The organism is Caulobacter zeae (genome assembly GCF_002858925.1).
Taxonomy (GTDB): Bacteria; Pseudomonadota; Alphaproteobacteria; order Caulobacterales; family Caulobacteraceae; genus Caulobacter; species Caulobacter zeae.
Genome location: NZ_PJRS01000022.1, coordinates 189,874 through 210,889 on the forward strand (window position 1 = coordinate 189,874; position 21,016 = coordinate 210,889).

Sequence of the window (21,016 nt, forward strand, 5' to 3'; positions counted from 1 at the left end):
GAGCTTCACCATAACGACGGTTAGTAACGCTGCTCTTTCGCGCGGTCGCATCCGGCCGCCCTGGGGGCTGCATGATCGATCGTCGCCTGTTGCTCGGGGGAGCGCTGTCGCTCGCCTCGACCTCTCTCGCCGGCTGCTATCAAGGCAAGATCGCCACCGCAGCGGACGGCCCGCGCCGTCTCTACGAGCACGAAGGCCAGGCGATCTCGGCCGACGTCGTCGTCTACGGCGCGACCCCGGCCGGCGTCATGGCGGCCCTGGAGGTCGCGGAGTCCCGCGCCTCGGTGGTGATCGTCGGCGGCTGGCGCGAGGCCCATGTCGGCGGGATGATGAGCGGCGGCCTGGGCTGGACCGACTTCCTGGACGCCAAGGCCTTCGGCGGCGCGGCCCTGCGCACGATCAAGGCGGTGTCGCGCGGCGGCGGCGAGGCGGGCAACCGCTTCAGCTTCAAGCCCAGCGCGGCCGAGGCCTATTTCGAGTACATGCTGGCCCTCAAGCAGATCTCGGTCGTCTATTCGCGCGGCGTCGTCGCCGTGGCCAAGGCAGACCGCCGCATCACCGGCTTCGAGACCGCCGACGGCCTGCGCGTCAAGGGCCGGGTGTTCATCGACGCCTCCTACGAGGGCGACCTGCTGGCCGCCGCGGGCGTCGGCTTCCAGGTCGGTCGCGAGGCCGCCTCCTCCCTGAACAACCTGGGCGGCTATCGCGGCGCGACCCGCGAGGGCGAGACCAGCACGCACCAGTTCCAGATCCGCGGCCGGCCGATCGTCGTCGACCCGTTCCTGCGCCAGGGCGATCCGGCCAGCGGCCTGCTGCGCGGCGTGGCGCCGGGCGACCAGAAGCCGATCGGCGCGCCCGACAAGGCCGTGCAGGCCTATAATTTCCGCCTGACCATGAGCAACAAGCCCGGGCTGCGCATCGACCTGCCGTCGACGCCGCCGCCCGGCTACGAACGCGCCGACTACGAGGTGCTGTTCCGCTACGTGGCCGCCATCGGCCAGGCCGGTCTCAAGCACGGCGCAGACTGGTCTTTCACCGACGACCTGATCTACGCCAACGACCTGGGCGACGGCTATTTCGACGTCAACGCCCGCGGCGGCTTCTCGACCGACCCCGTTCTGCTCAGCTGGGCCTACCCCACCGCCGGCTACGCCGAGCGCGAGGTGATCTGGAAAAGGCACGAGAACTTCATCCGCGGCTTCTTCTACGCCCTGGCCTGGGAGAAGGACGAGCGCCTGCCCGCCTCGCTTCAGCAGGAAGTCCGCCAGTGGGGCCTGGCCAAGGACCACTATTCGCGCCCGCACGCCAACGACTCGGCCGGCTGGCCCTATCAGCTATATGTCCGCGAGGCCCGCCGCCTCGACAACGGCGCCATGTGGTCGGCGGCCGACCTCGACAAGGACGGCGCCCCGCGCCTGTCGCGCGCCGTGGCCCTGGCCTCCTACCGGCAGGACAGCCACCTGGTGCAGCGCATCGCCGTGAAGGGCCAGCACGGCTGGACGATCTGGAACGAGGGCAATTTCGAGCAGAACTCCGGCGGCCGCGACCAGCGCTCGATCCTGCCGCTAGACATCATGCTGCCGCACCGCGACCAGGCCACCAACCTCCTGGCGCCCTTCGCCGTGGCGGCCTCGCACCAGGCCTTCTCGGCCATCCGCATGGAGATGACGTCGATGACGCTGGGCCAGGCGGCCGGCGCGGCGGCGGCCATGCTGTGCGCTCCGACCCGCCAGGCCGACGTGCAGGACGTCGACTACCGCACGCTGCGCGAGATCCTGGTCGCCGACGGGGTGGTGCTCGACGAACGCAACGCCATCGGCATGGCCGAGCTGCGCGGCGAGCAGTTGATGCGCAGGATAAAGCGCCGCCTGGGCTAGCCGACGAACCCGTCGACGAAGCCCGGCACCTTTTCCGGCGGCATCGGGCGGCTGAAGTGGTAGCCCTGCACCTGGTCGCAGCCATAGGCGGCCAGGGCTTCCAGCTGCTCGCGGTCCTCGACGCCCTCGGCGACCACCTTCATGCCCATGGAGTCGCCCAGGGTGATCACCGCCTTGACGATGGCGGCGTCCTCGGCGTTCTGGACGAAGCCCTTGTCGATCTTCAGGCGGTCGATCGGGAACTGCCGCAGGTTGGCCAGGCTGGCGTAGCCGGTGCCGAAGTCGTCCAGCGCGATCATCACCCCCGCCGCGTGCAGCTTGCGCACCGTGTCGCTGACCACGTCCGAGGCCCAGCCCATATAGACCGTCTCGGTGACCTCGATGGTCAGGCGGTCGCACGGCACGCCCCAGCGCGCCAGGCGCTCCTGCACCTCCTCGGCCAGACGGCCGGAGCGGAACTGCGCGGCCGAGATGTTGACCGCCACCCGCCCGAACTCGACCCCGGCGTCCAGCCAGGCCCGCATCTGCTTAAGCGCCGTCTCGAAGGCCACGTCGCCCAGCTTCAGCGAAAGATCCTGGTCCTCGAAGGCGGCCATGAACCGGTCGGGCGTCAGCACGCCCTGCTCGGGGTGGGCCCAGCGCATCAGCGCCTCGAAGCCGGCCACCGAGCCGCTCTCCAGGTCGATCACCGGCTGGTAGTAGAGGATGAACTCGTCGGCCTCGATCGCCGCGCGCACGTCGCGCAGCAGCTCCAGCCGCTGCTCCAGGGCCGAGCGCATCGACGGCTCGAACAGGATCGAGCGGTTTCGCCCCTCGTCCTTGGCCCGATAGAGGGCGATGTCGGCGTTCTTGAAGATGTGGTGCGGGTCGGCGTCAGGGTCGCCGTGCAGGGCCGCCCCGATGCTGGCGCTGACCGAGAAGCTGCGGCCGCCGTGCTGGATCGGCTGGCGCAGCAGGTCCTGCAGCGACTTGATCGGCCGCAGCATGTCGCCCTCGCCGTGCAGGCCGCGCAGGATCACCGCGAACTCGTCGCCGCCCAGGCGGGCCACCGTGTCGCCCGAGCGGAAGGCGTGGCGCAGCACGTCGGCGAGGCGCCGCAGCAAGGCGTCTCCGGCGTCGTGGCCGAGGGTGTCGTTGATGTCCTTGAAGTGATCGACGTCGATCATGATCAGGCCGAAGACCTCGCCGACCATCTCCGAGGCGTCGACCGCCTCCTGGAACTTGCGCTGGAAATAGGCGCGGTTGGGCAGGCCCGTCAGCGGATCGCGGAAGGCCAGGTTCTCGACCGCTTCGGTCTGCCGGCGGCGGTCGGTGATGTCCTTGAACAGGTTGACCAGCCGCTCGGGCTTGCCGTCGGCGCCCAGGAAGCGCTTGCCGACCGAGCGCACCCAGGTCTCGACCCCGTCGTCGCGATTGAGGCGGAACTCGAACACGGCGGCCTCGCCGTCGCGGCGGGCGCGCATGATCTGGGCCATGCGCTCGCGGTCGTCCTCGTGAACGATCTCCAGCGGATCGCGGTCGAACAGGCACCACTTCTCGAGCTCGAGGCAGGTGCCCGAGACATAGACCTCGCCGGTCTTCAGATCGACCTCGCGCACCATCAGGTCGTCGAGCTCCAGCGCCAGCTTCAGGCGCTGCTCGTTGCGCTCGGCCCGCAGCGCGGTCTGGGCGTAGCCGGTGACGTCGCGCGCGGTGACCATGACGGCGAAGATCACGCCCTCGTCGCTGCGGCAGGCGGCGAACTCGCTGCGCCAGATGCGCTGGCCGTCGTGGCCGGCCTGGGCGCGATAGCGCGAGAACGGCTCGCCCGTGGCCAGGCAGCGCTCCAGGCTCTCGACGTCCTCCAGATTCATCAGGCAGCGGGCGAACGGCTCGCCGGGTTGCAGGCTGGGGGTCAGGTCCTCGTCGCGCCACTCGGGGCTGACGGCGACCAGCCGGCCGCTGCGGTCGATCAGGGCCGCGGCGAACGGGGCGTGCGCGACGAAGGCCTCGAACGAGGCCATTCGAAGCCGCAGCTGCGCGTGGATGTCATCGGCCGCCATGGACGGCGCGGGCTTCAGGGCCATGGAGAGCATTCTGTTGTCGGCTTCCCGACGTTGTTCTTGGACGCGTCCTCAACCGCACACTGAAACGCTCTTCCATAAGAAAAGGTATCTTTCGACGAACGCCGTTGTGCATCGTCGGAAAGCCGACGCTGCGCCGATCAGCGACGATTTTGCCTGTCGTCCTGCGGGCGCCATGAGAAATCCTGCGGGCCTTGCGCGCCGCGCCGCATTGACATTCGGCGCCGTCGCTCCGAAAACGCGGCCGCGTTACGTCCGTCCCAAGAAAGCCGCCCGAGTTCCGATGACCTACATCGTCACCGACGCCTGCATCCGCTGCAAGTTCATGGACTGCGTCGAGGTGTGCCCGGTGGATTGCTTCTACGAGGGCGAGAACACCCTCGTGATCAATCCGGACGAATGCATCGACTGCGGCGTCTGCGAGCCGGAATGCCCGGTCGACGCCATCAAGCCGGACACCGAGGACGACGCCGACGGCAAGTGGCTGCGGATCAACTCCGAATACGCCAAGGTCTGGCCGAACATCACCGTGAAGGGCGAGCCGCCGGCAGACCGCGCCGACTTCGAGCGCGAGACCGGCAAGTTCGAGAAGTACTTCAGCGAAAAGCCCGGCAAGGGCTCCTGATCCCCGCAAAATACGGCGTTTGGCGGTCGGTTTAGGGCCGCCATACCCCAGCTTGGGGTCGCAAGCCTTTCATGAGGCTGATTTTTATGATATTGTCGCCCTCGACGTGACGGGTGCGGCCTCGCACCTGCATGTCTCGTGGAAGACGACAGCCGTTCCAACGGCTCGCCCGATCGAAGGCGAAGGGTGACTTAAGAGACACTCCAAATCCTGATCCGACTTGGCCCCGCCTCTCCGACGGACGGGTTGCTATCGCCTTTTGGAATGTTTGGAAACGGCGTTTTGGGCGCAAGCCCAATTTTATGAGGACGAACGAATGAGCAAGAGCGGTCTGGAATTCTCGGTCGGCGATCACGTCGTCTATCCCGCCCACGGCGTGGGGACGATCCAGGGCATCGAGACCCAGGAAGTGGCCGGGATGTCGCTCGAGGTTTACGTCATCACCTTCGACCATGAGAAGATGACCCTTCGCGTCCCAACCAAGAAAGCCAAGGTCGCCGGCCTGCGCCCGCTGGCCGAAGGCGACGTCGTCAGCCAGGCCCTGACCACCCTGAAGGGCCGCGCCCGCGTGAAGCGCACCATGTGGTCGCGTCGCGCCCAGGAATACGAAGCCAAGATCAACTCGGGCGACCTGGTGTCGATCGCCGAGGTGGTCCGCGACCTGCACCGCGCCGAGAACCAGCCGGAACAGTCCTATTCGGAGCGCCAGCTCTATGAATCGGCCCTGGACCGCATGGCTCGCGAAGTCGCCGCCATCGAGCGCATCGACCGCGAAGCCGCCATCGGCATCCTGACCAAGTCGCTGGTCAAGACGGCCGCCTAAGGCTTCCTGAGCCTACGACGTTTTCGAAGACGCCCCCGGTTCCGCCGGGGGCGTTTTTCGTTGGAGTCTATGCGCCGGCGGATGGCGCGGAACTGGCTCCTACGCAGTTCGGCGCGAGTCGCGGCCCGGCTCTGGGTGTTGGCCCGCACGACGCCGGCCAGCAGGGCGGCCGTGGAGCGGCTCCACGCCAGCCCCTGCTCCACCGTCAGCTCGGGACCTCGCAGCCACATCTCGTCCAGGTGCTCGCGCACGGGGACGCCGGCCTCGCTGTCGCGGCGCAGCACCAGCCCGTGGACGTCGCCGACGTCCGCCAGCAGCGGCGAGAGCAGATCGCGCGCGACGATGGCCGACAGGTTGTCGATCCCGTCCGTACGCAGGGCGGCTGGGCGGGACAGGTCCAGCATGCAGATGTCGCCCGGCCGGACCGCCTGCTCGGCGCCGTCCAGGGTCAGGATGAAGCCGTGGCTGCGATAGTATTGGACGTGGAACTGGTCGACGCTCGACCGCGCGATGAGCTGGGGGCTTCGGACCATGATCGACGCCGGTCCGTGCGACATGCCCAGCTTGATCGGGCCGTAGTCGTAGAGGGCGAAGCCCATGGCGTAACCAACGCGCCCATCTGGCGACGGCGCGTCCAGCTCGAACATCAGCGCCAGCAGCTCACGGCAGGCGGCGAAACTGTCGGCATAGTCGGCGCCGATATTGGCGGCCAGGTGCGGCAGACGATCAGGCTGGACGTCGTGCGGCATGCTCCGCCCCCCCCGTGGCCAAGCTGTGGGTTCGAACCTTCTAGCGCGATCCGGCCGCGGGGACTTTCGACCAGGCGTCTCAATCTGCGCCGGCCGGGACCTTGGCGCCGAGCGCCATCCCGCCCACTCTGGCCCCATCATCCGGAGCCCGCCATGGCCGCAGAGCCCAAGACCCGCCCCACGGACGCCAGCGTCGACGAGTTCCTGGCCGCCTCGCCGAGCGTCCGCCAGGCGGACGCGGCGATCGTCCGCGACCTGCTGGCCGAGATCGCCGGCGCGCCCGCGGTGATGTGGGGCCCCTCGATCGTCGGCTTCGGATCCTATTCGACCGGCGGCCCCAAGCCGATGGACTGGCCGCTGCTCGGCTTCTCGCCGCGCAAGACCGAGCTGGTGCTCTATTTCGCCTCCGACTTCCCCGAGCGCGAGGCGCTGCTGGCGAAACTGGGCAAGCACCGCTCGGCCGTGTCCTGCGTCTACGTCAAGCGACTGGCCGACATCGACCTGGCCGTCCTGCGCCAGCTCGCGCAGGCCTCGGCCGCCTGGACGCGCAGCGGCCATACGAGCTGCTGAGCCCCCCCTTAAGCCGGCTTCCTCCGCAGCACGCGGGCCCGGCGCTTCTTCAGCCAGATGACCACGCCGGTGACGCTGAGCGCGGCGACGACCAGGCCCGTCAGCGAGATCAGGATGCGGCCCGGGATCCCCAGGATCCGGCCCGAGTGCAGCGGGAACTGGGCCTGGACGAAAATGTCGGCCGCCGTGCCCTTCCACGGCAGGCGCTCGCCCAGGTAACGGCCGTCGGCGCCGTCGTAATAGAGGTAGGGCGGGCCCACGCCGCCGGCCCCGTGATCGTCGCCCACCTTGTGGAAGGCCACGCCGTAGATGCCGTAGTGGGCCGAGTAGAAGGCGCCCCCCACCGGTGCGGTGAAGCCCCGCGCCTTGGCGTCGGCCTGGGCCTTGGCGATGATCGTCTCGTAGGTCTGCCTGGGCAGGATCGGGTTGTCGTGGCTGGTCGGAACCCGGGTGTCGAACGGCGTCGGCGAGACCTTCGAGATCTTCGACATCACCGGATAGAACACCTCGCTGTAGAGGTTCAGCGAGAAGGCCGTGAAGGCCACCACGAACAGCACGCCCCACAGCCACAGGCCGAACGCCCGGTGGATGTCGAAATTGATCCGATAGGCGCTGGCCTTGGTCTTGATCTGCCAGGCCGGCTTCCAGCGGCTCCAGAAGCTCTTGGCCGGCTTGCGGCCGCTGGCCGAGCCCGGCGGCAGGGTCAGGTAGAAGCCGACGAAGCAGTCCAGCGTCCACAGGACCGCGATCACGCCCAGCAGCCAGATCCCCCAGCGGTCGATGCCCCAGAACTCGGGAATGTGCAGGGTGTAGTGCAGCACGTAGAGGAACGAGACGAATGTCTCGGTCTTGATCGGCCAGACCGCGCCCCACTCGCGCCGGCCCTGCTCGACGCCCGTCGCCGGATCGACGAACACCTGGTTGTAGCCCAGCTCGTAGTGCTTGCCGGTCTTGGGGTCCTGGCGGGCGTCGACGCCGATGGCTAGGGTCTCGCCCGGCTCGGCGACCAGCGGGAAATACGAGACGATCACCCGCGGATCGCGCGCCTCGACCTGCTTGACGATGTCCAGGGTGGGCAGGGCCGGACCATCGGTCTTGGCGTGCATCAGGTGCGGGTTGAGCACGTCGTCCAGCTCGTGGTCCCACGAGATCACCGCGCCGGTGACGCCCGAGATGAACAGGAACCCGGCCATGATCAGACCCACCCAGCGGTGGATGAAGGTCAGGGTCGGCCGCACGGCCGCGCGTACGGCCTGCGCCGCGCCCGCGGCCCGGCGCACCGGCGGCGAGACGGGCGGCGCGTAGGGCGTATCGAGATTGCGCGCGTCCATGTCGGCCGCCTCCAGTCGATCGGAACCGAACGAAGCCGGCGCGACGGGCGCACCGGCTCCTCAAGGGTGTTTCTAGGAATGATTCTTAGAAGCGATAGTCAAGACGCACCGAGGCGTTACGCGGCGCGGCGTAGTAGGCCTGCCCCCACATGACGCTGTTCAGGTAGGACTCGTCGAACAGGTTGCGGACGTTGAGCGTGACCTTGATGTTGTCGGTCAGGTCGGCGCTGCCCATCAGGTCGACCACGGCATAGGCCTTCTGGGTGACCACGAAGGTGTCCAGGCCCGAGATCTCGTCCTGCCAGCGCAGCGAGGCGCCGACCTTGGCGTTGCGCCATTTGGGGAAGCTGTAGGTGGTCGAGACCTTCAGGCTCTTGCGCGGCAGGAAGGTGCGGGCGTCCTCGCCGTCCTTGTCCTCGAGCGACAGCTGGGTCCAGCCGGCGCTGAGCTGCCAGCGGTCGGTGACCATGCCGCTGACCTCCAGCTCGTAGCCCTTCGAGGTGGTGTCGACGCCCGTGTAGTAGGTGAAGCCCGCGGGGCCGGGATCGCCCGCGCCGAACGTGCCGGCGGCGGTCGCCAGGTTCTGCTGTTCCACCTTGAACACCGCGGCGCTGGCGTAGAGCTTGCCGCCGAACCACTCGCTCTTCAGGCCCGCCTCGAAGCTTTCGCCCTGCACCGGATCGAGCTTGCGGTTGCTCGCGTCGACCTCGGCCTGCGGATTGAAGATGTCGGTGTAGCTGCCGTACAGCGACACGTGCGGCGTCAGGTCGAAGACGAGGCCGGCATAGGGGCTGGTCTTGGACACCGTGCGGCCCTGGTCGACGCCGTAGGACGTGCCCGACGTCTTCTGCTCGACGGCGTTGAAGCCGACCACGCCCTTCAGGCGATCGGTGAAGTTCAGGTGCGCGGCGCCGAACACGCGGGTCAGGCGGTCCTTGATCTGGGCGGCCGAGTAGAGGTCGGTGTAGACCGTCGGCTCGGCGACGCTGCCCCAGTCATAGACCGACGGGTAGGCCGGATAGGTCGCGCCCGACGAGGCGAAGTCCTCGCGCGTCTGCTCGGCGTAGCTGGCGCCGAACACCAGCTGATGGCTGCGGCCGAACAGCGAGACCGGACCGTTGAAGGTCAGGTCCGCAAGGTCCTGCTTGGACTCCGACGGGTAGTGGCCGACGAAGCCGCCGATGCCCAGGCCCGTGGTCTTGTCCGGATAGCCCGAAGCGTAAAGCAGCTTGGCGTTCTGCTCGACGTCCTTGTGGGTGTAGGTGGCCTTGGCGACCCAGGCGTTGTCAAACAGGTAGCTCGCCTCGACGAAGGCGGTCTTGTCGTTGACGTCCCAGTAGGACCAGTCGGCCGAGGTGCTGGCCGAGCGCTTCCAGGGGATGCGCGAGCCGTCCGAGAAGCTCAGCGGCAGGGCGCCCCACAGCACGCCGGTGGCAAGGTTGTCCTGCTGCGAATAGCCGCCGGTGACGTTCAGCTTCGGCGTCACGTCCCACGACAGCACGCCATAATAGACGTTCCGGTTAACCTTGTAGTGGTCGAGATAGGAGTCGCGGTCCTGGTTGGCGTAGATCAGCCGGCCCGACAGCGTGCCCGAGGCGTTCAGCGAGCCGGAGACGTCGGCCTCCAGGCGCTTGTCGTTCCACGAACCGTATTGAGCCGCCGCCGAGGCCTGGAAGCCGGCGATCGGGCGCTTGCGGATGTAGTTGACGGTGGCCGACGGATTACCGACGCCGGTGGTCAGGCCGTTGACGCCGCGCACCACGTCGACCCGGTCGAACAGGATGGTGTCGATCTCGCCATACTGGATGCCCCAGTTCAGCGGCAGACCCACGCCGTCGACCTGGAAGTTGGTCACGTCGAAGCCGCGGGCGTTGAAATAGGTGCGGTCGGTCTCGACCCGCTCGACATTGATCCCCACCACGCGGTCCAGCAGGTCGGTGACGCTGGTCAGGCCGAAGTCGCGGATCTGCTGCTGGCCGACGATGGTCATCGACTGCGGCGTCTCGCGCAGGCTGAGGTCCAGGCCGGTCGCGCCGGTGGAGCGGGCGCGGGCCCCGGTCACCACCACCCCGTCCACGTTGCTGTCCGCCGTCGCTTCGGCCGCCGGCGCCTCGTCGGCATGGGCGGCGGCCGCCAGGACCGCCGGGCTCAGCGCGGCGGCCAGGAGAAGGGCGCGGAAGGTGCAGGGCATTGGGCTCTCGCGATAACGATAATGACTCGCAAAAGCGAATAGGCGCAGCCGTCGCCGCCTGTCAAACGCCGCCGAAACGGCGTAGCGAATTGAGCTGGGGTTGCGTCTTTTCGGCCACGGCACGCTAAGGTCGAGCTTGGTTAGCGCTACCAATTGGGGCTAGCGAAGCGTGTCGGCCGCATGCCAAACCTTGCTGGAACAGTACGCTTGAGCTCAGGGACGACATGATTTCCAACGCTCCGACACGCCGCGCGACCCTTACCGGCCTTCTGCTCGCGACCAGCCTGACAGCGCTGCCTTTCGGGGCGACGGCCGCCACGCGCGCCCTGCCCTACCGCTGGCGCAACGTCCGGGTCGGCGGCGGCGGCTTCGTGCCCAACGTCGTGTTCAGCCGCGTCGAGCGGAGCCTGGCCTATCTGCGCTCCGACATGGGCGGGGCCTATCGCTGGCAGGCCTCGCAGGAGCGCTGGATCCCGCTGCTCGACGACCAGGCCCAGGGCAGCTGGCAGGGCGTCGAAAGCGTCGCGCCCGATCCCGTCGACCCGAACGTCGTCTACCTGGCCTGCGGCATGGGCCGTCCCGACCCAGCCGCCATCCTGCGCTCGGAAAACCGCGGGACCGACTGGACCGTCATTGCCGTCCCCTTCCGCATGGGCGGCAACGAAGACGGCCGGGGCCTGGGCGAGCGCTTGGCCATCGACCCCAACGACACCAGGACCCTGTATTTCGCCTCGCGCCACGACGGCCTGCAGGTCAGCCGCGACCGGGGCGCGAACTGGACCAAGTCGGCCAGCTTCCCCCTGCCGGGCCTGGGCCTCAACACCCGCCCCGCCCCCACGCACGGCGGTCTTTCGTTCGTGGTCTTCGATCCCCGCAGCGGCGAGCCGGGCAAAGGCTCCCGGACGATCTTCGTCGGCGTCGCAGACCCGTCCGAACATCACCTTTGGCGCAGCGACGACGGCGGGACCAGCTGGAAGCCGCTCCCCGCCCCGCACGCCTATCTGGCCTGCAAGGCGGCGCTGGACCAGGAGGGCCGGCTCTACGTCACCTATTCCAGCGGCATCGGCCCGTCGAATGTGGCGGACGGCGCGGTCTGGCGGCTGGACACGGCCACCAACGCCTGGACCGAAATCACGCCGGCCAAGCCCCTGCCCCAGCGCGGCGGCGGCTTCATGGGCGTGGCGGTCGACGGCGACGGCGCGGTGGCGGTGACCAGTCTCAACCGCTGGACCCCGCATGATGCGCTGTGGCGCTCCACCGATCACGGGGCGACCTGGACCGACCTCTATCCCGACGCCCGCCGCGACGTGACGACGACGCCGTTCCTCTACTGGGGCGAGCCGCAGGCCGACTTCGGCTGGTGGATGGCGGGCCTGGCCATCGACCCGTTCGACCCCGACTTCGCCTGCTACACCACCGGCGCGACCATCTACGCCACCCGCGACTTCACCAAGGCCGCCGCGGGGCGCCCGACCACCTGGTTCCCGTGGGTCGAGGGCATCGAGCAGACGGCGATCATCACCCTGACCAGCCTGCCGGAGGGCCCGCAACTGCTCAGCGGTTTCGGCGACATCTCCGGCTTCGTGCACGACGACCTGTCCGTCTCGCCGACCGACCAGTTCACCACCCCGGTGTTCGGCAACACCAACTTCATCGACTACGCCGGCGGCAAGCCGTCGGTGGTCGTCCGCAGCGGCACGCCCCACCAGCGCCACGGCGGCCCGACCCTGGCCTGGTCCGGCGACCACGGCCGCACCTGGGCGCCGATGACCGCCCCGCGCATCGCGGATGCTCCGCCGCCGCCCGGCCAGGGCCGGCGCGGGCCCGACCCGCACGACGACGCCGCCATCGTCGTCAACGCCGACGGCTCGGCGTTCATGGTCATGACCGCCCAGGCCCAGGTCACCCGCGACCGGGGCGCGACCTGGACCGCCTGCCAGGGCCTGCCGCCCTGGGTCCGCCCCGTGCCCGACCGCGTCGCCCCCCAGCGCTTCACCGCCATCGACACCCAGACCGCAAGCGTTTCGTCAGCACCGACGCCGGCGCCAGCTTCGCCGAGGCCCCAACCCGCGGCCTGCCGGCCGACCTCGCCGCCGACCAGGTGACCTGGCGCGAGATCCCCTGGCCGCTGAAGGCCGTTCCCGGCCAGGCCGGCCACCTGTGGTTCGTCTCGACGCAGGGCCTCTACCGCTCCACCGACGGCGGCGCTCGTTTCACCCGGATCGACGGCGGCGTGCAGGTGGACCAGCTCGACCTGGGCGCCCCGCCGCCTGGCAAGGCCCATCCGGCCCTCTTCGCCATCGGCCGCAAGGACGGGGTCAGGGCCATCTGGCGCTCGGACGACGAGGGGAAAAGCTGGGTCCGCGTCAACGACGGCCGCCACGAGTACGGCCGCCGCTTCCGCTGCCTGGCCGCCGACATGCGGGTGTACGGACGCGTCTATGTGGGCACGGACGGGCGCGGGATCGTCTACGGCGAGCCAAGTTAGACAAACCTCCCTATGGGAGAAGGCGCCGACTGATCCAGGCGTCGACCGCCTGGGTGTAGGCCCCCGGCAGGCCCAGCGAGCGGTTGATGTCGGCGTGGCTCAGCGCCTGGGGCAGGACCGGCGTCGTCACCCCCGCCCTCGCGGTCAGGGCGGCGAAGGCGTCGGCCTCGTCGCACGGCCGATCGGGCCGCTGGGACGAACAGACCAGCAGCATCGGCACGGCCACCCGGGTCCACTGGTCCATCGGCGAGACCCTGGCCCACGCGGCCGGATCGCCGCCGAACGCCTCGTCGTAGAAGCCCGGATGGCGTCGCTGCATGACGGTCGAGACCTTCATCGCCGCCGAGTCCAGCACCACCGTGCCCGCCCACGGCCGGCCGACCATGTCGGGCTTCGACGACAGCAGGGCGGCCAGATGAGCCCCGGCCGAGTGGCCCATCAGCACGATCTTGCGCGGATCGCCGCCCCACTCGCCCGCCCGCGCCTGCACCAGTCGCATCGCCGCCGCCACGTCCTGCGCCTGCCCTTCGGCCATGGCCTCGGGCAGCAGGCGGTAGTTGACGCTGACGAACACGTAGCCCTTGGGCAGCCAGTGCTTCAGCTTGTTCTCGATCGAGCCGGTATTGGCCTTGTCGCCGATCTTCCAGGCCCCGCCATGGACCATGACGATCACCGGCGCGTCGCGCGCACCCGGCGGAACATAGACGTCGATCGCCTGCTTGGCCGAAGGGCCGTAGGCGGCCTCCACCTTGCGCGCCCCCGGCGCCATGGCCTGAAGGTCCAGCGGCCGCGCCTCCTCGCCTTGCCGGGCTTGCAGACGCTGGGCCATCCGCTCGCGCAGGCGCTCACGCACGGGACCGGCCTCGCCCGCCGAAGCGGCGGCAAGTCCGCCGATCAGGGCGACGGCGGCGAGACAGGTCTGGAGGGTTCTGGGCACGGTCGGGCTCCGGCGAAGGGGTCGCAGAAGCAAACGGCGCTCGGGCGGATTTCCGGCGCGCGGCCCGTCAGGCCGCGTGGCCGAACCCGTGCACGGCGTCGCGCAGGTGGCCGAAATTGATCGGCTTGGACAGCACGGTCACATCTTCGAAGCCCTTGCGCGGCAAGGCCCCGTAGCCGGTGGCGAAGACGAACGGCACGCCCTTGGCCCGCAGGGCCTCGGCGACCGGAAACACCATCTCGCCGCCGATGTTGATGTCGAGCACGGCCCCGTCCAGCGGCGGCTTGCCGTCGCCCAGATAGGCCAGGGCCTCGCCCACCGCGCCGAACGAGCCGGAGACCTCGCAGCCGAGATCGGTCAGCAGGTCCTCGACCATCATGGCCACCAGGGCCTCGTCCTCGACGATCATGATCCGACGCCCGCTCATGCCGCCGCCAGCCTTTGCGACAGGGGCGCGCGGAAGGTGAAGGTCAGGCCTTCGGGCGCGAAGTCCAGCACCGCCGCGCCGCCCAGGTCGCGCGACAGGCCCCGGCGGATCAGCCGCGAGCCGAAGCCCTCGTCCTTGGGTTCTGGGGGCGCCACCGGCGGGCCGCCGCGCTCGCGCCATTCCAGGGCGAAGGTGGGATGCGGCCCGCCCGCGTCCTCGATGCGCCAGGAGACCGAAACCGCGCCGGTCGGAACCGACAGGGCCCCGTACTTGGCGGCGTTGACGATCAGTTCGTGCAGGGTCATGTGCACGGCCACGGCCGCCTCGGGCGTGATCTCGATCGGCGGCCCCTCGACCACGAAGCGGCCGTCCTCCAGCCCGCCGAACGGGCGCATTGCCGCGGCCAGGATCTCGCGCAGCTGGGCCTTGCCCCAGGCCTGCTTGGTCAGAAGCTCGTGGGCCTGCGACAGGGCCAGCAGGCGCGACTCGAACGACTCGTTGAAAGCCTGCGGCGAGGCGGCCGTGCGCAGGGTCTGGCTGGCGATCGACTGCACCGAGGCCAGGGTGTTCTTCACCCGGTGGTCCAGCTCGCGCATCAGGAAGGTGCGCCGCTCCAGCTCCTTGTTCAGCGAGGCGTGCAGCCGGCCGCTCTCCAGGGCCGCGGCGGTGGCGCGGGCCATCACCTGCAGCTTGGCCACGATCTCCGGCGGCGGCGTATGCTCCTTGGCCCAGTAGGCGCCCAGGGCCGCGATCGGGTCGCGGGTGCGCACCGGCGTCATCACCAGGCTCTTGACGAAGGTCGGCCGGTAGGCGTCGTGCGGGATGCGGTCGTCCTGGTAGATGTCGGGGATCACCACCGTCTGGCGGTTCAGCATCGACCAGCCCGAGATGCAGGCGGTCAGCGGGAAGCGCTTGCCCTTCCACAGCGGGCCGATCGCGTCCTCGTCTAGGTACCAGCAGCAGTCGTTGTCGCGCAGCACGAAGGCCACGCCGTCGGCGCCCGAAATTCGGCGCGCGGAAGAGCGCACCACCGCGGCCACCTCGTCGATGGTCCGGGTGGCCGAGAGCTCTTCGATCGTTTCGACCAGGGTCAGAAGGGCGGAATCGTCTTCGCCGTCCGACAGGTCGTGCTCGGCCATATCCAACATACGAAAAGACGCTCGCGGATCCACTGGAACGCGAGCCTAGCACGCGCGGGGGAGACAACAACAAGAGGCGTGACGACGCACGCATCTACTCACGGTTGCCGGGAAGGTTAACAGAGTCTTCCGGGCGACGCACAGTCGAACCAGATCAAGGCTTTGAAGCGGCGCCATGCGACATTTCCATCACGCGCCCTTGCGACAATCCGCCGCGCCGTCGCCACGCTCAGGCTTCGCACCCGGCGCAACATGCGCTATGCACCCTCTCCGCCGCGCACGCGGCCCGGTAGCTCAGCAGGATAGAGCAGCGCTTTCCTAAAGCGAAGGTCAGGGGTTCGAGTCCCTTCCGGGCCGCCATGCGGGGCCTTATCCCGCAAGGGTTTGCGGGATAAGATCCGGTGCGTGAGCCCTAGCGAAAATCGGAACAAAACCGGTCAGGACCGAAGGTCCGGGACCCAAACCCCCGGAATAGTCCCGGAGGATGTTCCAGGTTCGTTCACGCCAGTTTGCCCGGTACGGCGTCAAATTAGCGCCTGCTGACGCTCCAGAGCACGCGGCACGCCCTTCGTTCCGATCAGCAGTTCCTTCGCCGGTGCAGCCGTGCCGCCCCCGCCCACCGAGTAGACGGTGTCGACCGCCTCGATCTCAGCCCAGGCGAACGCGGTTCGCATCTCTCGGACGTCATTGATCGAGAGTAGGAACTTGCCCTGGATCCCCACCAGCACGTCGGCCAGGCGCTGGAAGTCGGCTCGGCTGAACAGTTCGTTTCCATAGTCGTCTTCGCTGCCCCAGTAAGGCGGGTCGAGATAGAAGAGCGTGCCCCGACGGTCGTACCTCGGGATGAACTCTGACCAGTCCAGGTTCTCAATCACGACGCCAGCGAGACGATCGTGGATACGCTGTAGGCGCGGCTCCAGCCGGCGAAGGTCGAAGTTGTGGGGCTTGATCGGATCGACGCCGAAGCTGCGCCCCTTGACCTTGCCGCCAAAGGCCAGGGTCTGGAGATAAAGGAACCTGGCCGCCCGCTCGATGTCCGTCAGGTCGTGCGCTGTGGCCGCCTTCAAACGATCGAACTCGAGGCGCATCGCAGGCCGCCAGCGGAGCTCCCGCAGCAGCGCTGCCGGGTGGGCCCGCAGCACCCTGAACAGGTTCACCACATCGCCCGACACGTCGTTGATGACCTCGACGCCGGGCCTGACCGCCCGACGCAGGAACACGCCCCCCATGCCGGTGAAGGGCTCGCAGTAGGCTTCATGCGGCGTCGCCGCCAGGATCTGGCAGATCCGCTTAGCCAGGTGGCGCTTGCCGCCGATCCACGCCGCAGCAGGCTCGGCCGGGACGACGGGCACAGCTGGCGGGACTAGAACATTTTGAGAACATTTCATTTGAGAAGGCTCCGAGTGGCGAGTATGAGTCCGCGCCCCGGGATGGGGCGGACAGGCCGTCGGCGATCGACGGCGGCACGTGACGGGGGAGCTACCCGTCGGTTCGGCGCGTTGACGCGCGCCTGACCCCGCCCTTTCGGCCGGGGAATGGAATTGTCAGCGGAGGCGATCGTGGGCGGACCGAGCCCGAACCGCGTCAGCCCGCCGGCGTCGCCGCTGGCGGCTCTGACGGTGACGGAGATGCACGCCAAGCGCTGGACGGTGCGCAGCCGCTGCAGGCGGTGCGGCTTGACCTTGAAGGTTCACCTACCGTCCGTGATCCGCGTGCTCGGGCCCGACGCCGTCCTTTGGGGACGCACCTTCCGATGCCAGCGGGTCGATGACGGCTTCGCCTGCGCCGGCGACACCGGCTACACCGCCCAGACCATTCGCCATGGATCTTGGGTAGGGCTTCGAGCCGCAACCGCCCGTGAGATCCAGCTAGCCCATGCAAACCGCGCCACCGCCGCCTACGACGCCTACCGGGGCCGTGAGCCAACAGGCTTCGACGGAAAGCCTAGCGGATCGACCTAGGGTGGCGCCAGAACCCGATTCGTCAGTTATAATCAACTCCAGGCCGATGCTTCGACCACGACAAGGCGACATTCCGCTAGAGCACGAAAAGAATTATCGGAGTATCGCAGCCCCACCATCGACAACAATAGGCGATCAACAGAAACTGGCGCTTCTGGAGAAATATATCAGAATGAAGACGATAGCCACAGTAAACACTTACCTACCATCTATTGATGGATATATCGAATATTCGTCGGATGAATCCCTTAGAGACTTCGACATTATAATTTTTAATCCGACTCTACCGTATGAAGAGCGCGTCAATTTCTCTGGTGGCGGATCTTGCGTGAGCATAGAAGGCTGGAGGCGGCTATCATCCGCCATGAACCACTGGTCTAGTGAAATATCTCACGCCCTCAGCGCCGGAAAAACAATATTTGTCCTACTTGCAAAGAAGACTATAGATGAAGGCGCCACACACGTAACAACTCCATCAAAAGGAAATAGACAATACAGCACGACGCAATTTAATAATTATCAATCTATACCGATAGATTTGAAAATTAAAAATGCCACTGGAAAGATTTTTAGCCCCGTAGATAGCATCCTTAAGCCTCTTTATGAGGAACTGAAGCACATTTCTTCATATAGAGTAATAATCGAACAAGCAGTCGGAAAGAAGGCGTTCGCCGCCAAAGATGGCTCCTCTGTAGGTGCGATAATAGAATTCGGCCCAAAGAAGGGCCACATCGTACTTATACCGAATATAGAATTGGAATCGTTCGAGGATGACGATGATGGCGAGTGGACAGAAGAGTCTGTTCAAAAATCAATAAGGCTCGTTAATCAGATAATTGCACTGGACAAAAACTTAAGAGAAACCGGCGGAAAAAGCCCAGCGCCTGAATGGCTCAGCGATGTAAAAAAGTCGAAAGCGCTAATATCTCTTGAGGACGACAGGAAATCTCTCACTGAACAAATCAACGCTTTAAATAACTCCATCGCTTCAATTGACGCGGAAATATCGAATATTAATGATATTTCCGACCTTCTCTTCGAAAATGGCCCCCGGTTGGAGGCAGCAATAGAAAGGTGCCTTATCTCGTTGGGGTACACGGTCGAAAATTTTCGCAAGGGTGATTTCGAGATCGACCACCTCATCACGTCACCGTCGGGATTTCGAATGATAGGAGAATCCGAGGGCAAGGACAGCAGCGCGATTGATATATCGAAATTCAGACAGCTGGAGAACAATATAAACGAAGATTTTCAGCAGGATGACGTGATAGTTCCGGCGAAGGGCATACTTTTTGGAAATGGCTTCCGGTTAACGAAGCCTGAGTCTCGCCCCGAACAGTTTACTCAAAAATGCCTCACCAATGCCGCCAGATTAGGAACAGCGCTAGTCCGAACCGCTGACCTTTTCCGTATTTCAACGCACCTCCTCGATAAGCCTGATGACGAAAAATTTAAGGCGAGCTGCAGATCGGCCATAGAGACCACGGCTGGAGGGGTAGTTGATTTCCCGCCGCCTTCCATATCTGAGATAGATTAGCGCCCGAGGCCGAGCGCAGCCTGGCGGGGATACCATCCACGCCAGGCCTTCACTTCTGCAACGCAGGCGTTGAAGGCGGCGGCGTTGACGAGATCGTTCGCGGCGAGGTCAGAGAGGACCAGGCCGGTATCGGCGTCGACGGATCCACCGGCGGCGGGGGGAACGACGGACAGACCAGCGCCGGCCGCGTCGCGCAGGCGGACATAGCCGTCAGGGACAACGCAGCGGCGATCAGCTTCAGCCGTGACATAGGCAGGCACCTTTTCTTTCAGTTGAGCGGTAAGAGCGGCGATGCGGCCTTGGGCGGCCGCCAGTTCGCCCGCGACGTCGGCCGAGATCTCGACGCCGCCTTTTTCGACCTTGGCCACGACCTTGGCGGCCTTGGCCGCGCGCCTGACCTCGGCGGCCTTTGCGGCCTCGATGCCGTCGCCTCGGCCAACCAGGTAGCCGCCGGCGACCAGGCCAAGCGCGACGAAGCTGGCCTGCACCAAGCCAGCCGCCCAGCGGACGCCTACGGGGATGGAAGCGACCGGCCCGGTCACGCGACTTGCTCCCAGGCGTTGCCGGTCATCAAGCCCTTGGACCGCTTGGCGACGATCTTGGAGCAGACCTCGGCCCGCGTGATCTTGCCGTCGCGGTTGAAGTCCAGGCCCGCGTTCTGGATGTAGAGCTTGGGCCGCTTCGCATCGGCCTTGTCGAAGACCACGTAGTCGTCGGTTCGGCCGATCATCCCGGGCCAGAGGATCGCGCCGTAGACGTCGCCCAGATTCTTCAGCCTGAAGGCCCACGGCTTGAAGTAGCGGTGGACCACCGTCAGCTGTTCCTCGGCCGTCATGGCCGCGAGGGTGGTCGTGGTCGTGCCCAGGGCGGCCGCCGTCGACGGCATGAACTGGATCAGGCCGGTCGCCCCACTGCCGGCGGCGTTGCGGATGTCCGGCCGGAAGGTCTCGGCGGTCTCGAAGGCCATGCAGGCCATCAGGTCGCTGGGATCGATCCCCAGCTGGGCGGCGATCTGAAGAACGCGCAGCCGAAAGGCCGCGCTCACCTTGGCGCCCCAAGCGAGTTTCATTGTCTGTCTCCGATGTATGGAAAGGCGAACCGGGTTCGCGGATCAGGGCCGAGGCGGCGCCTGACGATGAAGGTTGATGAGCATGACGCTCGCGGCCACGCCCGCGCCGACAAGCACCATGGCTTCCCGGGCGGTGGCGTGGCCGTGGCCGCCGGCGATCGAGAGCACCGACAGGGCGCAGACCACCGAGAAGGCCAGCAGGGAGGCCCAGACCCTGGCCGGCGCGCTGCACCAGCTGTCGAAGGCGGGCTTGAGCATGTAGGCGCGCAGGGCCAGGCAAACGCTGGCCACCGAGCCCCCCAGGACGGCGACGATGTCTTCCCCCGTCATCAGCCGCCTCCCAGCCTATCGGCCTGACCTTCGGCCCATCGCAGGGCCTTGGGAAACAGCAGCGGCAGAAGCTCCCAGCCAAAGACGCCGAAGGCGAAGGCGATGAGGCCCGCGTCCTGGAGCGTGGGCCAGGGGATCAGTGCGACCAGGCGGCCGGCGAAGACGGCGGTCAGGATCAGGCCCGAGGCCGCGGCGCCGGCGAGGTTGGCCAGGACCAGCAGGCCGTCACGAAAGGTGATTGTCGCGCCGGACCTCAGTCGAATGGCGAAGAGATAGAGCCCGTAGAGGCACGCCCCGCCCACGGCCATGCAGTATCGCCCGAATAGTTCGGGGTCTTTCCAGGGCATATCCCCCTCCTATGGTGAAAAACGGCGGAACAAGCTGCGCCGCTCAGCGTTAGTTGGAGGTGTCATCCCCTTTGACACCTGAAGCCCTGGCCGCCAGCCCCCAGGCGGCCAGGGCTTCTTCACGTCACGGCGGCGTGCCGTTGGCGTATTGCAGAACGAAATCCTGCGACCAGCGCGCGCCAGTACGCACAGCCGCCAGGGGTGTCGTGATCCGCACCACTCAAGCCTCCTCTGTCGGGCTATCGGCCGCGTCCGCCAACGCTAGCTGCGGTGCCACGTCGGCGGCCCAGACGCTGATGACGGCGTCGATCTGGCGCGCGAGGACGTCGGCGTTCACGGACAGGCGGCCCGACGGCCAGGTCACAACCGCAGCCTTCAGCGCCCCTGACAGGGCCGGCAGGGTGTAGGACCCGCCCTCAAAGATGGGCCGGGCGGCGCCGTAGCGCAGGGCGACGGCTTGCGCCGCCTCCAGCGCCTGGGCTGCGGCGCGCCGCGCCAGTTCGGCCGCAAGGTCCTCTTGCGGCACGGTCGATAGATCGGTCATCCGATTGT

General features: G+C 67.1%; 21 protein-coding genes and 1 tRNA gene. 9 read left to right on the plus strand and 13 right to left on the minus strand.

The window, feature by feature from the left end; translation table 11 throughout:
* Positions 1–71 precede the first annotated feature (71 nt).
* Positions 72–1,877: an FAD-dependent oxidoreductase gene (locus SGCZBJ_RS12450; protein WP_101718316.1), complete on the plus strand. Its 1,806-nt coding sequence runs from the start codon at positions 72–74 to the stop codon at positions 1,875–1,877.
* On the opposite strand, the gene SGCZBJ_RS12455 is transcribed toward SGCZBJ_RS12450, so the two are convergent.
* On the minus strand, positions 1,874–3,952 hold the full coding sequence (locus SGCZBJ_RS12455; protein ID WP_101718317.1) for a putative bifunctional diguanylate cyclase/phosphodiesterase: 2,079 nt from the start codon (positions 3,950–3,952) through the stop codon (positions 1,874–1,876). The genes SGCZBJ_RS12450 and SGCZBJ_RS12455 overlap by 4 nt on opposite strands.
* Before the next feature lie 271 nt (positions 3,953–4,223).
* On the opposite strand from SGCZBJ_RS12455, the gene fdxA reads away from it, so the two are divergent.
* Together fdxA and SGCZBJ_RS12465 are read left to right on the plus strand one after the other, a co-directional pair.
* Complete coding sequence (gene fdxA / locus SGCZBJ_RS12460; RefSeq protein WP_058349269.1) at positions 4,224–4,565, plus strand: ferredoxin FdxA; 342 nt, start codon at positions 4,224–4,226, stop codon at positions 4,563–4,565.
* A gap of 316 nt (positions 4,566–4,881) precedes the next feature.
* Entirely contained in the window at positions 4,882–5,388 is a 507-nt protein-coding gene (locus SGCZBJ_RS12465) for a CarD family transcriptional regulator (RefSeq protein ID WP_058349270.1), read from the plus strand.
* Here SGCZBJ_RS12465 and SGCZBJ_RS12470 read toward each other — a convergent pair.
* The gene (locus SGCZBJ_RS12470) at positions 5,385–6,137 is read right to left on the minus strand and encodes an AraC-like ligand-binding domain-containing protein (RefSeq protein WP_101718318.1); all 753 of its coding nucleotides are present in this window, start codon (positions 6,135–6,137) and stop codon (positions 5,385–5,387) included. The genes SGCZBJ_RS12465 and SGCZBJ_RS12470 overlap by 4 nt on opposite strands.
* 153 nt (positions 6,138–6,290) lie before the next feature.
* Here SGCZBJ_RS12470 and SGCZBJ_RS12475 point away from each other — a divergent pair, with 153 nt between their 5' ends.
* Positions 6,291–6,707, plus strand: coding sequence for a DUF1801 domain-containing protein (locus SGCZBJ_RS12475; RefSeq protein ID WP_101718319.1), 417 nt, complete (start codon positions 6,291–6,293; stop codon positions 6,705–6,707).
* 8 nt (positions 6,708–6,715) lie between these two features.
* Here SGCZBJ_RS12475 and SGCZBJ_RS12480 read toward each other — a convergent pair whose 3' ends face one another.
* The gene (locus tag SGCZBJ_RS12480) at positions 6,716–8,038 is read right to left on the minus strand and encodes a PepSY-associated TM helix domain-containing protein (RefSeq protein WP_101718320.1); all 1,323 of its coding nucleotides are present in this window, start codon (positions 8,036–8,038) and stop codon (positions 6,716–6,718) included.
* Positions 8,039–8,123: 85 nt separating this feature from the next.
* Positions 8,124–10,229, minus strand: a complete 2,106-nt coding sequence (locus tag SGCZBJ_RS12485) for a TonB-dependent siderophore receptor (protein WP_101718321.1) — start codon at positions 10,227–10,229, stop codon at positions 8,124–8,126.
* Positions 10,230–10,453: 224 nt separating this feature from the next.
* Here SGCZBJ_RS12485 and SGCZBJ_RS12490 point away from each other — a divergent pair, with 224 nt between their 5' ends.
* Together SGCZBJ_RS12490 and SGCZBJ_RS12495 are read left to right on the plus strand one after the other, a co-directional pair.
* The gene (locus tag SGCZBJ_RS12490; RefSeq protein WP_101718322.1) at positions 10,454–12,334 is read left to right on the plus strand and encodes a WD40/YVTN/BNR-like repeat-containing protein; all 1,881 of its coding nucleotides are present in this window, start codon (positions 10,454–10,456) and stop codon (positions 12,332–12,334) included.
* Complete coding sequence (locus tag SGCZBJ_RS12495) at positions 12,331–12,717, plus strand: beta propeller repeat protein (RefSeq protein WP_101718323.1); 387 nt, start codon at positions 12,331–12,333, stop codon at positions 12,715–12,717. The genes SGCZBJ_RS12490 and SGCZBJ_RS12495 overlap by 4 nt, the downstream gene beginning before the upstream one ends.
* 10 nt (positions 12,718–12,727) lie before the next feature.
* Here SGCZBJ_RS12495 and SGCZBJ_RS12500 read toward each other — a convergent pair whose 3' ends face one another.
* The 3 genes from SGCZBJ_RS12500 to SGCZBJ_RS12510 all read right to left on the minus strand — a co-directional run bounded on the left by SGCZBJ_RS12500 (position 12,728) and on the right by SGCZBJ_RS12510 (position 15,220).
* Positions 12,728–13,654, minus strand: a complete 927-nt coding sequence (locus SGCZBJ_RS12500; protein ID WP_240621491.1) for an alpha/beta hydrolase — start codon at positions 13,652–13,654, stop codon at positions 12,728–12,730.
* 67 nt (positions 13,655–13,721) lie between these two features.
* On the minus strand, positions 13,722–14,081 hold the full coding sequence (locus SGCZBJ_RS12505; protein WP_101718324.1) for a response regulator: 360 nt from the start codon (positions 14,079–14,081) through the stop codon (positions 13,722–13,724).
* A complete protein-coding gene (locus tag SGCZBJ_RS12510) occupies positions 14,078–15,220 on the minus strand; it encodes a sensor histidine kinase (RefSeq protein ID WP_338065453.1) in 1,143 nt (380 codons plus the stop codon). Before SGCZBJ_RS12510 ends, SGCZBJ_RS12505 begins: the two co-directional genes overlap by 4 nt.
* A 283-nt stretch (positions 15,221–15,503) precedes the next feature.
* On the opposite strand from SGCZBJ_RS12510, the gene SGCZBJ_RS12515 reads away from it, so the two are divergent.
* A tRNA-Arg gene (locus SGCZBJ_RS12515) sits at positions 15,504–15,580 on the plus strand.
* Positions 15,581–15,744: 164 nt separating this feature from the next.
* Here SGCZBJ_RS12515 and SGCZBJ_RS12520 read toward each other — a convergent pair.
* On the minus strand, positions 15,745–16,572 hold the full coding sequence (locus SGCZBJ_RS12520; protein WP_240621492.1) for a DNA adenine methylase: 828 nt from the start codon (positions 16,570–16,572) through the stop codon (positions 15,745–15,747).
* Positions 16,573–16,779: 207 nt separating this feature from the next.
* Here SGCZBJ_RS12520 and SGCZBJ_RS25390 point away from each other — a divergent pair, with 207 nt between their 5' ends.
* Together SGCZBJ_RS25390 and SGCZBJ_RS25395 are read left to right on the plus strand one after the other, a co-directional pair.
* Positions 16,780–17,181, plus strand: coding sequence for a hypothetical protein (locus SGCZBJ_RS25390; RefSeq protein WP_133149244.1), 402 nt, complete (start codon positions 16,780–16,782; stop codon positions 17,179–17,181).
* A gap of 172 nt (positions 17,182–17,353) precedes the next feature.
* Entirely contained in the window at positions 17,354–18,718 is a 1,365-nt protein-coding gene (locus SGCZBJ_RS25395) for a hypothetical protein (RefSeq protein WP_133149245.1), read from the plus strand.
* Here SGCZBJ_RS25395 and SGCZBJ_RS12525 read toward each other — a convergent pair.
* The 5 genes from SGCZBJ_RS12525 to SGCZBJ_RS12545 form a co-directional block, all read right to left on the minus strand.
* On the minus strand, positions 18,715–19,260 hold the full coding sequence (locus tag SGCZBJ_RS12525; RefSeq protein WP_133149246.1) for a hypothetical protein: 546 nt from the start codon (positions 19,258–19,260) through the stop codon (positions 18,715–18,717). The two genes, SGCZBJ_RS25395 and SGCZBJ_RS12525, sit on opposite strands and share 4 nt — an antisense overlap.
* On the minus strand, positions 19,257–19,787 hold the full coding sequence (locus SGCZBJ_RS12530) for a transglycosylase SLT domain-containing protein (protein ID WP_101718328.1): 531 nt from the start codon (positions 19,785–19,787) through the stop codon (positions 19,257–19,259). The genes SGCZBJ_RS12525 and SGCZBJ_RS12530 overlap by 4 nt, the downstream gene beginning before the upstream one ends.
* A 42-nt stretch (positions 19,788–19,829) precedes the next feature.
* Positions 19,830–20,117 carry a hypothetical protein gene (locus SGCZBJ_RS12535; protein WP_101718329.1) on the minus strand — a complete coding sequence of 96 codons (288 nt, stop codon included), beginning with the start codon at positions 20,115–20,117 and terminating at the stop codon, positions 19,830–19,832.
* On the minus strand, positions 20,117–20,464 hold the full coding sequence (locus tag SGCZBJ_RS12540) for a hypothetical protein (RefSeq protein ID WP_133149247.1): 348 nt from the start codon (positions 20,462–20,464) through the stop codon (positions 20,117–20,119). The genes SGCZBJ_RS12535 and SGCZBJ_RS12540 overlap by 1 nt, the downstream gene beginning before the upstream one ends.
* Positions 20,465–20,684: 220 nt before the next feature.
* Entirely contained in the window at positions 20,685–21,008 is a 324-nt protein-coding gene (locus SGCZBJ_RS12545; protein WP_101718331.1) for a hypothetical protein, read from the minus strand.
* Between the last annotated feature and the right edge of the window lie 8 nt (positions 21,009–21,016).